12 protein-coding genes and 1 rRNA gene are annotated in these 13,943 nt (G+C 68.5%); 1 reads left to right on the top strand and 12 read right to left on the bottom strand.

Annotated features, from left to right (window positions below; translation table 11 throughout):
• Positions 1-23 precede the first annotated feature (23 nt).
• Positions 24-1,175 (top strand): bifunctional 2-methylcitrate synthase/citrate synthase, encoded by a 1,152-nt coding sequence (locus tag ACZYX4_RS10505; RefSeq protein WP_463875601.1) that lies wholly within the window; start codon positions 24-26, stop codon positions 1,173-1,175.
• Between the two features lie 74 nt (positions 1,176-1,249).
• Here the strand turns inward: ACZYX4_RS10505 and ACZYX4_RS10500 are convergent, their stop codons facing one another.
• The 12 genes from ACZYX4_RS10500 to rrf all read right to left on the bottom strand — a co-directional run bounded on the left by ACZYX4_RS10500 (position 1,250) and on the right by rrf (position 13,681).
• Complete coding sequence (locus tag ACZYX4_RS10500) at positions 1,250-2,149, bottom strand: hypothetical protein (RefSeq protein WP_463875600.1); 900 nt, start codon at positions 2,147-2,149, stop codon at positions 1,250-1,252.
• A 206-nt stretch (positions 2,150-2,355) separates the two neighbouring features.
• Positions 2,356-2,844, bottom strand: coding sequence for an 8-oxo-dGTP diphosphatase (locus tag ACZYX4_RS10495; protein ID WP_463875598.1), 489 nt, complete (start codon positions 2,842-2,844; stop codon positions 2,356-2,358).
• A 36-nt stretch (positions 2,845-2,880) separates the two neighbouring features.
• Positions 2,881-3,963 (bottom strand): site-specific tyrosine recombinase XerD, encoded by a 1,083-nt coding sequence (gene xerD, locus ACZYX4_RS10490; protein WP_463875596.1) that lies wholly within the window; start codon positions 3,961-3,963, stop codon positions 2,881-2,883.
• Positions 3,963-4,625, bottom strand: coding sequence for an NUDIX domain-containing protein (locus tag ACZYX4_RS10485; protein ID WP_463875594.1), 663 nt, complete (start codon positions 4,623-4,625; stop codon positions 3,963-3,965). The genes xerD and ACZYX4_RS10485 overlap by 1 nt, the downstream gene beginning before the upstream one ends.
• Positions 4,626-4,651: 26 nt before the next feature.
• Positions 4,652-6,430: a CTP synthase gene (locus ACZYX4_RS10480; RefSeq protein WP_463875592.1), complete on the bottom strand. Its 1,779-nt coding sequence runs from the start codon at positions 6,428-6,430 to the stop codon at positions 4,652-4,654.
• Positions 6,431-6,509: 79 nt separating this feature from the next.
• Positions 6,510-8,249 (bottom strand): DNA repair protein RecN, encoded by a 1,740-nt coding sequence (gene recN, locus ACZYX4_RS10475; protein WP_463875590.1) that lies wholly within the window; start codon positions 8,247-8,249, stop codon positions 6,510-6,512.
• 3 nt (positions 8,250-8,252) lie between these two features.
• Positions 8,253-9,293 (bottom strand): NAD kinase, encoded by a 1,041-nt coding sequence (locus ACZYX4_RS10470; protein WP_463875588.1) that lies wholly within the window; start codon positions 9,291-9,293, stop codon positions 8,253-8,255.
• 22 nt (positions 9,294-9,315) lie between these two features.
• The gene (locus ACZYX4_RS10465; protein WP_463875586.1) at positions 9,316-10,128 is read right to left on the bottom strand and encodes a TlyA family RNA methyltransferase; all 813 of its coding nucleotides are present in this window, start codon (positions 10,126-10,128) and stop codon (positions 9,316-9,318) included.
• Positions 10,115-10,426: a hypothetical protein gene (locus ACZYX4_RS10460; RefSeq protein WP_463875584.1), complete on the bottom strand. Its 312-nt coding sequence runs from the start codon at positions 10,424-10,426 to the stop codon at positions 10,115-10,117. The genes ACZYX4_RS10465 and ACZYX4_RS10460 overlap by 14 nt, the downstream gene beginning before the upstream one ends.
• Before the next feature lie 10 nt (positions 10,427-10,436).
• Positions 10,437-11,426, bottom strand: coding sequence for an HAD-IIA family hydrolase (locus tag ACZYX4_RS10455; RefSeq protein WP_463875583.1), 990 nt, complete (start codon positions 11,424-11,426; stop codon positions 10,437-10,439).
• A gap of 7 nt (positions 11,427-11,433) precedes the next feature.
• A complete protein-coding gene (locus tag ACZYX4_RS10450) occupies positions 11,434-13,347 on the bottom strand; it encodes a tetratricopeptide repeat protein (protein ID WP_463875581.1) in 1,914 nt (637 codons plus the stop codon).
• A gap of 213 nt (positions 13,348-13,560) precedes the next feature.
• Positions 13,561-13,681: ribosomal RNA gene (gene rrf / locus ACZYX4_RS10445) — 5S ribosomal RNA — on the bottom strand.
• Positions 13,682-13,943: the final 262 nt, after the last annotated feature.

Below are 13,943 nucleotides of genomic sequence, written 5' to 3'. Positions count from 1 at the left end.
GACAGGAACAAAGGAGTTTCAGCATGGCTGAACAAGAGATCAAAAAGGGCCTCGCCGGCGTCGTGGTGGACTACACCGCGGTCTCCAAGGTAAACCCGGACACCAATTCACTGCTGTACCGCGGCTACCCCGTGCAGGAGCTGGCCGCCAAGTGCAGCTTCGAGGAAGTCGCCTACCTGCTCTGGAACGGCGAACTGCCGACCCCGGAGCAGCTGGCGGAGTTTACCGCCCGGGAACGCGCCGGGCGCGCGCTGGACCCCGTCCTCAAGCAGGTCATCGACGCGCTGCCGGTGTCCTCGCATCCGATGGACGTCTGCCGCACGGCAGCCTCCGTGATGGGTGCCCGGCACCCGCTCGCCGGGGACTCCTCCCGCGAGGCGAACATGGCCAAGGCGGTGGACCTGTTCGCCGCGATGCCGGCGGTGGTGTCCTACGACCAGCGCCGGCGGCACGCTGCGGGACGCACCATTGAACCAGTGGAGCCCCGCGACGATCTGGACTACTCCGCCAACTTCCTCTGGATGGCCTTTGGCGAGGAGCCGGTCCAGGAAGTCGTCGAGGCATTCAACGTCTCGATGATCCTGTACGCCGAGCACTCCTTCAATGCCTCGACGTTCACGGCCCGCGTGATCACCTCAACGCTGTCGGACCTGCATTCAGCCGTGACCGGGGCGATCGGCGCGCTGAAGGGCCCGCTGCACGGCGGCGCGAACGAGGCCGTCATGCACACGTTCGATGAGATCGGCATCCGTCCGGAGGAGTCCCTGGATGAGGCCGCCACCCGCGCGAAGGCGTGGATGGAGGATGCCCTGGCGAAGAAGAAGAAGGTGATGGGCTTCGGGCACCGCGTGTACAAGCACGGCGACTCCCGGGTGCCCACCATGAAGGCTGCCCTGGACAAGATGATCGCGTACTACGGCAGGCCGGAACTGCTGGGGCTGTACAACGGGCTCGAGTCGGCGATGGACGAGGCCAAGGCCATCAAGCCCAACCTCGACTACCCGGCCGGTCCCACGTACCACCTCATGGGTTTCGACACCCCGACCTTCACTCCCCTGTTCGTCGCCAGCCGCATCACCGGCTGGACCGCGCACATCATGGAGCAGTTGGACTCGAATTCCCTGATCCGCCCGCTTAGCGAATACAACGGCGTCGAGGAACGGCACCTGCCGTAGCCCCGATTCCTGCACCACGCACGACGGCGGGCCGGTCACCTCTGGGAGGTGGCCGGCCCGTTTGTCGTTGGTTGCTAGTCCTGCATCTCCAGGCTGAGGATCATGCCCTTTAGCTTCCGGTACTCGGGTGTCAGCATGTACTCCTTGGCTTCGGCCATCGAGTTGAAGATGGGGTCATCGTGCCCCGGACTCTGGGCCGCCCGGTTTGCAAAGGACAGCGTGCCCTTGGGCGCACCGGCGAGGAAGGAGTACATCAGGCAAGTGTCCTTCAGCTGTCCGCTCACGTTGTCGACGAGTCCAATCTGGTAATCGAAGGCACCGCCGTCGGCCCGCATGTCGAGGACGCGGTAGGAAAACCGCACGCCGGCTGCCGTGGCCCATGGATTCTTCAGGGCGGGCGCTTTGTCCAGCTCCGTCATCGTGTAGGGGCCGGGTCCGCACGCGCCGCCAACCCCGCCGGTGGCACCGTGATAGAGCTCCGCCACCTGCATCCTGGCTTCGTTGAAGACGATGATGCGGGTTCCCGGATAGTCGGCGGGCCGGACCGTGGGTTCCTCCACCGTCCAGCCGTCGGGCAGATCGAATGAGGCTCCGGCCGAGGCGCTGACGTAGCGCCCGGTCGTAGGCCCGGCGACCGCGCCTTCCGTGGCCGGGTCCGTGGCCGGGGACGTCGGCTGGACGCTCGGCTGGACGCTTGGCTGGACGCTTGGGCTCACCGACGGCGCCCTGCGCGGTTCCGTCATCAAAGACGCCGAGGCGGTGGGCGCCGTCACACCCCCGGCCGTTCCGGCCGGCTCGAAGCCCGGATTGCCGGCCACCAGTACACCGGCTGTGGCCGCGGCCGCAGCGATGGCCGCGATCGCAACCACCCACGGCCACCGGCGTCGGGTGGCCGCGGGGGAGGCGGGATCCTGCGGCATTTCGTCGTCGCTGAAGACAGCCGTTCCCGCGCCGTCGTTCCTGGTCGAATCCATGTCACTCCCCCAATAGTTTTGCACGTAACGATTGCAGGCTATCTGCACTCCACGGACTGTCAGTCACGACTCGCCGGAACGTGTGGGCGGAGGAACGCGGCGGACACGCTGCACTTCAGACCCGCGATGTCTGCGCTGCTGTCTTCATCCCGGTACGCGAACTGAAGAATATCCCCTGTCCTTGTCCCGGCGCCCGGCCAGCGCTTCTACAGACCCCGCGAAAGTCTTTCGACCGATGCCACACTCTCGTTGTCCTCGTTCAGGACAACCACGACGTCGTGCACCTCGCCGGCCAGGGCGGCGGGCAGCCAGTGCTCGGCGTCCTGCCACATCAGGTGCAGCGGCAGCGCCCCGGTATCGAACCACTCGGGCGTTATCTCGGGGCTCTCCGCCGGCTCGCCCTCCCAGCGCCGCGTGGTGAAGAGCCGGCAGTACATGTTCCACTCGGGGCGGGTGGGGAAGAGGAACTCGACGACGCCGGCATCGGCCAGGTCCTCCTGCCGGACGACGACGCCGGCCTCTTCCCAGACTTCGCGGACGACGGCGTCGGCGTCGCTCTCCCCCACTTCAACGTGGCCGCCAATGCCCACGATCTTGCCCGTGCCGAACCCGGTCCGCTTCAGCCCCAGCAGCACTTCGGGGCGGGAGCCCGCGTCGCGGAGCAGGAAACATAAGGTCACGGGAGTGGAGGCCATAACGGCAAGCCTAGCGGCGCGCAGCGCTCCTGCGGCTCAGCCCAGGGCCCGGGGATGCGCGGCGGCATAGATCTCCCGCAGGGTGTCCGCCGTGACGAGGGTGTAGACCTGCGTGGTGGTGACCGAGGCATGGCCCAGCAGTTCCTGGACCACCCGGACGTCGGCCCCGCCTTCGAGCAGGTGCGTGGCGAAGGAGTGCCGCAGGGTGTGCGGCGAGACGTCCTTGGTGATGTTGGCTTTCTCCGCGGCGGTCTTGAGGATCGTCCAGGCGCTCTGCCGGCTGATCCGTCCACCGCGGGCGTTCAGGAACAGGGCTGGGGTCCCCTGGCCCTTGGCGGAGAGCAGCGGCCGGCCGCGGACGAGGTAGGCGTCCAGGGCGCGGGCACCGAAGGATCCCAGCGGGACAAGCCGTTCCTTGGATCCCTTGCCGAAGAGCCGGACGATCGCGGGCCCGGCTTCCCCGGTTTGTCCGGCTTGTCCGGCTTGTCCGGCCGTGTGCAGCGAGATGTCGTCGACGTCGAGACCCACGGCTTCGCTGATCCGGGCGCCGGTGGAATACAGAAACTCCAGCAGGGCCCGGTCGCGCAGCCCGGTGGCGGTGTCCGTTCCGACTGCCTCCAGGATCCTGGTGACCTCGTCGACGCTGATGGCCTTGGGGAGGCGTTTGCCGGGCATGGGCGGATGGACGTCGCCGGCCGGGTCGGTGGGAGTAACGCCTTCCAGTGCCCAGAACTTGTGCAGTCCGCGCACGGCCACCACCGTCCGGGCTGCCGACCGGATGCCCAGCGCCGAGCCGCCGTCGGACCCGTCGGAGAGCGCCTGGACGAAGCCGGTCACGTCGTGCCGGGTGATCTCGGCGGGGCGTTGGCGGCCCGTGTGGGCCAGGTGCCTGGCGTAGCGGGCCAGGTCACGCCGGTAGGCGGAGAGGGTGTTGGCCGCGAGTCCCCGCTCCACGCCCATGTGCTGCAGGTAGTCCGTCATGCCGCGGTCTATCGCGGTCAGCGGCCGGGCCGGGGGCTGCGCCCGGGCCGCTGCCGGCCCGGCAGGGGCCGCCTCAGCCGGCGCGGGGTCCGGGTGGTGCACGGGAGCCGGAGGCCCGGCATTCAGCGGTTCCACCATCAGCGCTGGCTGGGATGCTCGGGCCACGGTGCGTTGCCCGGGCGGAGGCCCGTGAAGCCGTCGGCACGGGCGGCCGCGGCGGCGAGGACTCCGACGACGGCGGACGGATTGTGCAGGCGCCCCTCCAGCACGGCCAGGACGGCCGCGTCCAGCGGGATCCAGTGCAGCTCGATTTCGGCTTCCTCGTCGGTGCGGACGTGGAGTTCGTGGCCGGGCACGTCCCTGAGGTCCCGGGCGAGGTAGATGCGGATGGCCTCGCTGGAGGACCCTGGTGAATTGAAGAAATCGGCCAGCACATTCCACTGGCCGGCGATGAGGTCGGCCTCCTCGGCGAGTTCCCTTGCGGCGCCGGCCACGAAATCCTCGCCTTCGACATCGAGGAGCCCGGCCGGAATCTCCCACAGGTCCATGCCGACGGGATGCCGGTACTGCTTGATGAGCAGCACGTCGCCGTCGTCGTTCATCGGGAGGACCGCCACCGCCCCGGGATGGTCGATGTAGTCGCGGACGAGCGGGTCGCCGTCGTCGTTGAGCTGAAAACTGTCACTGACCACATCCCAGATCCGGCCTTCGTAGACCGTCCGGGACGACAAAAGACGGCGCGGGCTCGGTTCGTCCGAAACCTGCCGTGCAGCACTGGGGGTTTCAGGGGTACCGGGCATCGCGCCGTCCTTTGATTCAGTTGGGGTTACTTCGACGCTGCCGGGGACGGCTTGGCCGCGGCCGTAGTGTTCTTGGCTGTATCTGCCTTAGCGGCGGTGCTGGAGTTGCCCTTCTGGTGCTCCAGTGCGGCCTTGACCAGTCCCGAGAACAGTGCGTGCGGCCGGGTCGGGCGTGAGCTGAGCTCCGGGTGCGCCTGCGTTGCCACGTAGTACGGATGGACTTCGCGGGGCAGCTCCACGTACTCCACCAGCTTGCCGTCGGGCGAGGTTCCGGAGAACACCAGTCCCTTGGCGGCGATCTGCTCACGGTACTTGTTGTTGACCTCGTAGCGGTGGCGGTGCCGTTCGCTGACCTTGGTGGTGCCGTAGGTCTCTGCGACCACGGACCCCTCGTCCAGCTTGGCCTCGTACAGTCCCAGGCGCATGGTGCCGCCCAGGTCGCCCTTGCCGTCGACGATGTCCAGCTGCTCTTCCATCGTGGCGATCACCGGGTACTTCGAATTGGGCTCGAACTCAGACGAGGACGCGCCCTCGAGGCCGACCACGTTGCGGGCGTACTCGATCACCATGCACTGCAGGCCCAGGCAGAGGCCCAGGACCGGGAGCTTGGATTCGCGGGCATACTTCAGCGCGCCGAGCTTTCCTTCGAGCCCGCGGATGCCGAAGCCGCCCGGGACACAGATCGCGTCGACGCCGTCCAGGGACCTGACCGCACCCTCGTGGGTCTCGCATTCATCCGAGGGGACCCAGCGGATCTTGACCTTGGTGTCGTTGGCGAAGCCGCCGGCGCGCAAGGCCTCGGTCACGGACAGGTAGGCGTCCGGCAGGTCGATGTACTTGCCGACCAGGGCGATCTCAACCTCGTGCTTGGGGTTGTGGACCGCGTCCAAAAGCTTGTCCCAGCTGGTCCAGTCCACGTCCTTGAAGGGAAGGTCCAGGGCGCGGACGATGTAGGAATCCAGGCCCTGGGAGTGCAGGGTCTTCGGGATGTCATAAATGCTCGGGGCGTCCGGGCAACCGATGACGGCGTCAATGTCGACGTCGCACATGCGCCCGATCTTGTCGCGCATGGGCTGCGGGACGTCGCGGTCCGAGCGGATCACGATCGCCTCGGGCTGGATGCCAATGGAGCGCAGCGCGGCAACGGAGTGCTGCGTGGGCTTGGTTTTGAGTTCCTGCGACGGGCCGATGTAGGGCACGAGGGAGACGTGGAGGAAGAACACATTTCCGCGGCCGATGTCCTGGCGGACCTGGCGGGCGGACTCGAGGAACGGCTGCGACTCGATGTCGCCCACGGTGCCGCCGATTTCGGTGATGATCACGTCGGGGGCATGCTTGCCCTCGGCGGGAAGCCGCATGCGCCGCTTGATCTCATCGGTGATGTGCGGGATGACCTGGACGGTGTCACCGAGGTACTCGCCGCGGCGTTCCTTGGCGATGACCGTGGAGTAGACCTGGCCGGTCGTGACGTTGGCCGAGCCCTCAAGGTTCTCATCGAGGAAGCGCTCGTAGTGGCCGATGTCGAGGTCCGTTTCGGCGCCGTCGTCAGTGACGAAAACTTCGCCGTGCTGGAAGGGGTTCATCGTGCCCGGATCCACATTCAGATAGGGATCGAGCTTTTGCATAGTTACAGACAAGCCGCGTGCCCGCAGGAGGTGACCGAGGCTCGAAGCCGTCAGTCCCTTACCGAGCGAGGACGCCACACCACCGGTGACGAAGATGTGTTTGGTCGTCTTGGACGAGCCCGGAAACCGGGAATTTACACGGGAATTTGATCGCTGCACCACGGAGTTCGAGCCTATCATCAATTCAGCCTTTCAGGGGTCTGTCCGCGGCAAGCCGCTGTGATTATCATCCCGGTACCGGGCCGCCGCACGGGGGTGTTCAGGCCTGCTGCGGCAGGAGCCGCGCATCCTCGAGCAACTCCCGGGCGTGGGCCTGGGCGGACTCGGAATCCTCCTGGCCGGCGAGCATGCGGGCCAGCTCCCGGACGCGTTCTGCCTCATCGAGGAGCCGGACGTCACTGGAGGTGAAGCCGGTTGCCGTGGCACCGTCAGCGCCGCGCACAGAGGTCTTGGTGACCCGGATGTGCTGGTCGGCGAACGCCGCCACCTGGGGCAGGTGGGTCACCACGAGCACCTGGACATGCCGGGCCAGCATCGCCAGCCGGCGGCCGATCTCGACGGCGGCACGGCCGCCCACGCCGGCGTCAACCTCGTCGAAGACGAAGGTGGGGACCGGGTCGACGGCGGCCAGCACCACTTCGATGGCGAGCATCACGCGGGACAGTTCACCGCCCGACGCGCCCTTGCCCAGCGGGCGGGCGGGGGCGCCGGAGTGCGGCTGGAGCAGGAAGGAGATCTCATCCGCGCCGTGCGGTCCCGGCTGCCCGCCGGACTCGACGTTGATGACCAAGGTGGCATCCGCCATCGCCAGGGCCTTGAGTTCCGCGCTGACGCGGGCGGAGAGATCCTTGGCGGCCTTCGTGCGGAGCTTGCTGATACCTGCGGCCTGCCGGGCCAGCTCGGTCCCGTCGCGGGCCACCCCGGCCTCCAGCGCCTCGATCCGGGTGGAGTCGTCCTGCAGCTCCAGGAACCGCACCCGGGACTGCCCGGCCCAGAGAAGCACCTCGTCGATGCTCGGAGCGTACTTGCGCACCAGCTTCGCCAGGGCTCCCCGGCGGTCCTCGATCTCGGCGAGCCGTTCCGGGCCCTCGGAGTCGAGGGCGGCCTGATAGCTGGCAAGTTCGGTGGCGATGTCGTTGAGCAGGAAGCCCACCTCGGCGAGCCGGGCGGCCGCGGAGCCGAGTTCCTCGTCATGCTCGGCGACGTGCTCCAGGGTGCGTTTGGCGGCATCCACCAGGGTGGTGGCGTCGGCGCCTTCACCGAAGTCCTCGGCGATGAGTGCCTGGTGTGCCGTGGTGGCAGCGATCCGGAGTTCCTCGACGTTGGCGAGCTTGACGGCCTCCGCCTTGAGCGATTCGTCCTCCCCCGGCTGCGGGTCGACCGCGTCGATCTCGGCCAGGGCAGCCTCCAGGGATTCGGCCTCACGGAGGCGTTCCCGGGCGGCGCTGCGGAGCCCGTCCAGCTCGGCCCGGCTGGACTTCCAGTGGGCATAGAGCTCCTGGTAGCTGCCGAGCGCTGCGGCGAGGCTCTCCCCCGCGAATTTGTCGAGGGCGCCGCGCTGGGCGACCGGGCTCTTGAGCCGGATCTGCCCGGACTGGCCGTGGACCACCACGAGGGTCCCCCCGATCTCCCCGAGCACCCCCACCGGAGCGGCCCGCCCGCCGAGGTAGGCGCGGCTGCGGCCGTCTGCGCCCACACTGCGGGCGAGCAGCAACTCCGCACCGCCGTCGAACTCCTCGACCTCGGCCCCGGCCTCACGGGCGCGCGCCACGGCCGGGTGCCCGGCGTCGAGCTTCACTGTCGCCTCCGCGGAGGCGCTTTTCGCGCCGCTGCGCACGGCGCCGGCGTCGGACCGTGCACCGAGCAGCAGCCCGACGGCGGTCACCACCATGGTCTTGCCGGCGCCGGTTTCACCGGTCACGACGCTCAGTCCCGGGCCGAGGGGCAGCGTCGCGTCGGTGATGACGCCGAGGTCGCGGATTCTCAGTTCTTCAAGCATGCTTCACTTCGCAGTCGATGGATCAGGAGTCTCGCCCGGCCCTGCGTTCGGCGGCCCTGCCTGCGGCGGCGTCGGGAGCGGGGGCATCGGCCGGGGCGTGCGGATCACCGGCACCGGCCCGGTGTGGACCGTGGCGGCTTGCGGCATCGGTCCGCGCCAGCCCTGGATGGGCAGTTCGAACTTGCGGACCAGGCGGCCGGAGAAGGGCGTCTGGTGGGTTCGGGCGAGCCGGACGGGCGTGGCGGAGCGGGTCACCTCCACGCGCGCACCGGGCGGGAGGTCCACCGACCGGCGGCCGTCGCACCAGAGCACTCCCTGCGCATCGGTGCGGTTCAGGATTTCGACCGCGAGCCGGGACCGGGGTGAGACGACCAGCGGCTTGGCGAAGAGTGCGTGGGCGCTGATCGGCACAATCAGCAGCGCCTCGACCTCGGGCCACACGACGGGGCCGCCGGCGGAGAAGGCGTAGGCGGTGGAGCCCGTGGGGGTGGCCAGGACAACGCCGTCGCACCCGAAGGAAGTCAGCGGGCGTTCGTCGACCTCGGTGACCACCTCAAGCATCCGTTCCCGGTTGCCTTTTTCGATCGCGGCCTCGTTGAGTGCCCAGGTGTGCCAGATTTTTTGCCCCCGGACCCAGACCTGGACGTCGATGGTCATCCGCTCTTCCACGGTGTACTCGCGGCTCGCGACCCATTCGACGGTCTGGGCCAGATCCGCCCGCTCACTCTCGGCCAGGAATCCCACGTGGCCGAGGTTGACCCCGAGCAGCGGCACGTCGAACTCGCGCACCAGTTCAGCCGCGCGGAGGATCGTCCCGTCGCCGCCGAGCACCATCACGAGCTCGACGTCGGGCAGCATCACGTGGTGATGGAGTATTTCGACGGGCTGGTCGAGGCGGCCGAAGAAGCGGACCATGTCGCCGAGCTCGGATTTCAGCATCACGGGAATGATGCCGGAGTCGTGGAGCTGGGCGCACGCTTCCCAGGCAGCCTTGAGGGACTCCTCACGGCCTGTGTGGGCAAGGATGAGGACACGCCTGCTCATCGGGTTCCGCCTTCTGGTGCTTCTAGTACTTGGGCCAGATTGTTCCGAGTAACGCAGCAACGGCTGCGTCCCGCTCTTCGATCTTAGGCAGGTCTGTTCGAATCCCGCGCTTAATCCACAGGAAGTACTCGACGTTTCCGTCCTGTCCGGGCAGCGGGCTGCCGGCGAGGCCTTTCAGTTCCAGCCCGGTATCCATGGCTTCCGCCGCAACTTTGCCCACGGCGAGGCGGCGCTCCCGCTCCGAGGTGACGACGCCGGTGCGGCCCAGCCGGTCCTTGCCGATCTCGAACTGCGGTTTGACCATCAGAACGAGGTCGCCGCCCGGTTCGGTGCACGCCGCCAGGGGTGCCAGGACGAGGGTCAGGGAGATGAAGGACAGGTCCGCCACCGTCACCGCCACGGGTCCGCCGATCTCATCCGGCGTCATGTAACGGACGTTGAGGCCTTCGTGGACGGAAACGCGGGGGTCATTCCGGATCACCGGGACCAGTTGGTCGTGACCGACGTCGACGGCCACGACGTGGGCCGCGCCGCGGCGCAGCAGCACCTCAGTGAATCCGCCGGTGGAGGCCCCGGCGTCCAGGCACCGCTTGCCCTCGACCTCGACGGCGGGAAAAGCGTCCAGTGCCCCGGCCAGTTTGTGCCCGGCACGGCTGACGTAGGTGTCCTCATCGGACGCTGCGACGTCGAGGACCGTGTGGTCCTGGACCTGTTGCGAGGCTTTGGCCAGCACCTCACCGTCGGAGCTGACCTTGCCTTCGGCGATGAGGCGGGCGGCGTGGGTGCGGGACCTCGCCAGCCCGCGGCTGACGAGGGCCTGGTCAAGCCTGCTCATTCGTGGCATCCCCTGGTGAAGTAGTCGGTCCGGCCGCGGCCGGGCCGGTGGCTGGTACAGCGATGGTCTCGTTCAGGGCCGCCAGGAGTTCATCGTGCAGGAGGGCATAGACCTCCCCGTGGCGGGCCACGGGGAGGTCCGGCACCTCACCGAGACGGCGAAGCAGTGCCCCGACGGCGGGGTCCCGGGACGGATCATCCCCGGCGGCATCGCTAGGTTCCGCCGGAAGCACCGGCCAGGTGACTCGGGCGGCTTCCCCTGCGGGGTCCGTCCCGGTGATGGGGTTCAGCTCGGTCATGGTCCCCAGTCTAGTGATCCAGCCATTCGAGGACCGGCGCCAAGGCAGTGGCGGTCTCCGGGTTGGCGGTCCACCAGGCCGAGCAGGCGGCCCGCCAGGCGTCGAGGTCGCCGGGATCGCCGCTGACCCGGACCGTCCGCCCGTGCACCACGGCGGTGGCCGCGCCGCAGCGGTGCTGCCCGGCGTCGACCGCAATCTCCGGGTAGGGGTGGTACAGGTCCGTGAGGTCGTTGATGAGGTAGCCGGGCCGTTCCAGGGTGCGGGCGGCGAGGATCGATTCGCGTGTGTCGACGCCGGTGAGTACCGCGACGGTGGCGAAGCCGGCGTTGTTGCCGCCCAGGATGTCAGTGTCCAGGCGGTCGCCGACGACGAGCGGCCGGTCTGCGGCCAGGCGTTTCGCGGCGTCGTGGAACAGGGGCGCTTCCGGCTTTCCGGCAACCAGTGGCCGCTGCCCGGTGGCCGCGGCCACGGCCGCGACCAGCGTCCCGTTGCCCGGGGCCATGCCCCGGGCCTGGGGAATGGTCATGTCCGTGTTGGTGGCCACCCACAGGGCGCCGCCGGCAATGACATAGGCGGCTTCCGCGAGGTCTTTCCACCCGAGGTCCGGATGGAACCCCTGCACGACGGCGACGGGCCGCTCCGATTCGCTGCGGACCGGCACCAGGCCGGCAAGTTCCATTTCCTGGGCCAGCGCGTCCCCGCCGGTGACCAGCACCCGGGCGCCCGCCGGCAGCAGCGAAGCCAGCAGCCCGCCCGCTGCCTGCGAGGAGCTGACCACCTGGTGGTCCTCCGCCGGGGCGCCCAGCCCGCGCAGGTGCTGCGCCACCTGCGCCGGCGTCCGGGAGGCGTTGTTCGTGACGTAGCCGAGGCCGACGCCGATTCCGGCGAGCCGGCGCAGGGATTCCACAGCGCCCGGTATGGCGTGGGGGCCCGCGTAGACGACGCCGTCGAGGTCGGCGAGGAGGGCGTCGAAGGTGGAGATCAGCTCCGGTGCGGCCATGTGCGGATCAGCCCTCGGAGCGTTCCGGCTCGCTGGAGTCGGCGTCGTGGGAGTCGTCGTGTCCGGAATCACCGGAAGCGCCGGTCTCGCCGTGTCCGGTCTCACCGTATCCAATGTCGCCGGAATCATCGCCGGTGAGGACCTCGGAGCGGTCCAGGGCGTCTTTTTCCACGGAGTCGTCATCGGACTCGGCGTCGTCGGACTCCCAGAAGTCGGATTCGCCGTCGTCGGATCCTTCGTCAACGGCGTGCACTGGCGCAGCTGTTTCCGGGAGACCGGCAACGGCCTCGGCGCTGGCGGCGCGCGGTGCCTCCTCCGGGGCGGCCGCGGCAGACCGCTGGGCGGTCTGCTCGGCGAGGAGCCGGCGCTGCTGCTGTTCCTCGCGTGCTTCCTCTTCCTCATCCCAGCCAAGATCGATGATGTCCGGGTCCTCCGCGATGTCGAGGCCCAGGGCGTTCTCGGCGACGCTGGCCTGGCGCTGCCATTTCTCGGCTTCGGCCGAGCGGCCGACGGCGGCCAGGGCCTCGGCGTAGGCGCGGAACAGGCGCGGGCTGTAGGAGAACGCCCGGTTGATGTCCAGCTGGGCGATTTCCAGTTCGGAGACGGCAGCGTCGAGCTGGCCCAGGTCGGTGCGGGCACCGGCGGCGACAATGGCCAGTTCCGCCTTGCCGGGGGCGTCGAGGTCCTTGGCTTCTTCGGAGCGGGCCATTTCCAGGGCGCGGTCGGGCCGGCCGAGTCCGCGTTCGCAGTCGGCCATGACGGGCAGGTGCATGTTGGAGCCGCTGATCCGCCGGTAGGTACGGAATTCGCGCAGGGCTTCGCCGTAGTGGCCGGCGGCGTAGGCCGTCAGGCCCACGGCTTCGCGGACGGCCGCGAGGCGGCCTCCGCGGCGGCTGGCTGCGAGGGCGTGCTGGAAGGCCAGCTCCGCTTCGTCGTCGATCAGGCGGCCGGCCATCACGAGGTGGCGGGCGACCCACTCAGCACTGTTTTCCTCGAGGGTCTTGATCTGGTGCTGCGTGGCGCGGTCCAGTTCCTTGCCCGTAACGTCGTCGTCAATTTGCGGTGAACGCTCGCGGTCGGGGCGGTTGGAGCTGCGGAGGTCCCGGGCGTTGGGGACGCGGACGGGGCGGTCTTCTCCCCGGTCGCGGCCGAACTGGCGGGGGCCGGAGTCGCCGCGGTCAAAGCTGCGGGCAGGCCGGTCATCACGGCTGCCATAGGGCTTCCGGTTGTCGCTACCGCTGTAGGGCTTACGGTCGCCGGTGCCACCGGTCCCGAAGCTGCGACGCTCCCCACCACCCTCACGAGGGGCGCGATCGCCATACGGCTTCCGGTCACGGTCCCCGCCACCGCTGTAGGGCTTACGGTCGCCGGTGCCACCGGTCCCGAAGCTGCGACGCTCCCCGCCACCCTCACGAGGGGCGCGATCGCCATACGGCTTCCGGTCACGGTCCCCGCCACCGCTGTACGGCTTACGGTCACCGGTGCCACCGGTCCCGAAGCTGCGACGCTCCCCGCCACCCTCACGAGGGGCGCGATCGCCATACGGCTTCCGGTCACGGTCCCCGCCACCGCTGTACGGCTTACGGTCACCATCGCGCGCCGGGCGGTCCCCGAAGCTGCGACGCTCCCCACCACCCTCACGAGGGGCGCGATCGCCATACGGCTTCCGGTCACGGTCCCCGCCACCGCTGTACGGCTTGCGGTCACCATCGCGCGCCGGGCGGTCCCCGAAAGACTTACGCTCTCGGTCGTTGGAGGAAGGACGGTCCCCCTGGGCGCCCCGGTCATCGCGAGCACGGTAGCCGCGCGGATCGCCGCCGGAGTTGTTGGTCCCGCGGAATCCACCGCCCCCCGAAGTGCGTCCGCCGCCAAAGTTGCCGCGGTCGTTGCCGCCGCGATTACCGTCGTTGTGCTCAGCCATGCTGGATTCCTCCTGTTATGAGCTGGCCACTGGCGCAATCGCAGCCGCTCTATTCCGTGTTTCGTTCCTACGCAACCCGAAATCAAGCGCTTCGAAGTCCGTACATCTCACTCAATTCTAGGCGAGTCCCATCCACCCGGCTAACGGCACGCGTTGTTTCTGCGGTCCCGGTGTCAAGCCTCACAGGCGGCACGGGGGTGCCGGCCCGGAGCGGCAGGGCGGCCCTGCTCATGCTCCGGGATTTGCNCCCGGGTGCAGTACCATCGGCGCTGTGGGTCTTAGCTTCCGGGTTCGGAATGGGACCGGGCGTTTCCCCCACGCTATGACCGCCGTAACCCTTGCTCCCGTGCCGTTCCGTGCCCCTTTTTGGGGGGTGTGGTGGCGGGAAATCTGGTGTTACAACTGTTGTGACAACGGTGTTCTGGGAACGGTGTTGTGACAACTGTGGTGTTGTTATTGTGTTGTGTTTTTGTTCCCTGGAACAACCTGCCGTGTGACGGGTTTGTTGTTTGGGAACCACATAGTGGACGCAAGCAGTCTTGTTATCTTTGTACTCTCTTCATGGTGTGAACGTCTTTTGAATCCGTTCACGAAGG

The organism is Pseudarthrobacter leeuwenhoeki, assembly GCF_055412885.1.
This window is presented reverse-complemented; position numbering and strand designations above follow the sequence as displayed.

Bases quoted from the DNA above. Each gene is read 5' to 3' on its own strand.
- ACZYX4_RS10505 (WP_463875601.1), top strand. From the start codon at position 24: ATGGCTGAACAAGAGATCAAAAAGGGCCTCGCCGGCGTCGTGGTGGAC.
- ACZYX4_RS10500 (WP_463875600.1), bottom strand. From the start codon at position 2,149: ATGGATTCGACCAGGAACGACGGCGCGGGAACGGCTGTCTTCAGCGAC.
- ACZYX4_RS10495 (WP_463875598.1), bottom strand. From the start codon at position 2,844: ATGGCCTCCACTCCCGTGACCTTATGTTTCCTGCTCCGCGACGCGGGC.
- xerD (WP_463875596.1), bottom strand. From the start codon at position 3,963: ATGGTGGAACCGCTGAATGCCGGGCCTCCGGCTCCCGTGCACCACCCG.
- ACZYX4_RS10485 (WP_463875594.1), bottom strand. From the start codon at position 4,625: ATGCCCGGTACCCCTGAAACCCCCAGTGCTGCACGGCAGGTTTCGGAC.
- ACZYX4_RS10480 (WP_463875592.1), bottom strand. From the start codon at position 6,430: ATGATAGGCTCGAACTCCGTGGTGCAGCGATCAAATTCCCGTGTAAAT.
- recN (WP_463875590.1), bottom strand. From the start codon at position 8,249: ATGCTTGAAGAACTGAGAATCCGCGACCTCGGCGTCATCACCGACGCG.
- ACZYX4_RS10470 (WP_463875588.1), bottom strand. From the start codon at position 9,293: ATGAGCAGGCGTGTCCTCATCCTTGCCCACACAGGCCGTGAGGAGTCC.
- ACZYX4_RS10465 (WP_463875586.1), bottom strand. From the start codon at position 10,128: ATGAGCAGGCTTGACCAGGCCCTCGTCAGCCGCGGGCTGGCGAGGTCC.
- ACZYX4_RS10460 (WP_463875584.1), bottom strand. From the start codon at position 10,426: ATGACCGAGCTGAACCCCATCACCGGGACGGACCCCGCAGGGGAAGCC.
- ACZYX4_RS10455 (WP_463875583.1), bottom strand. From the start codon at position 11,426: ATGGCCGCACCGGAGCTGATCTCCACCTTCGACGCCCTCCTCGCCGAC.
- ACZYX4_RS10450 (WP_463875581.1), bottom strand. From the start codon at position 13,347: ATGGCTGAGCACAACGACGGTAATCGCGGCGGCAACGACCGCGGCAAC.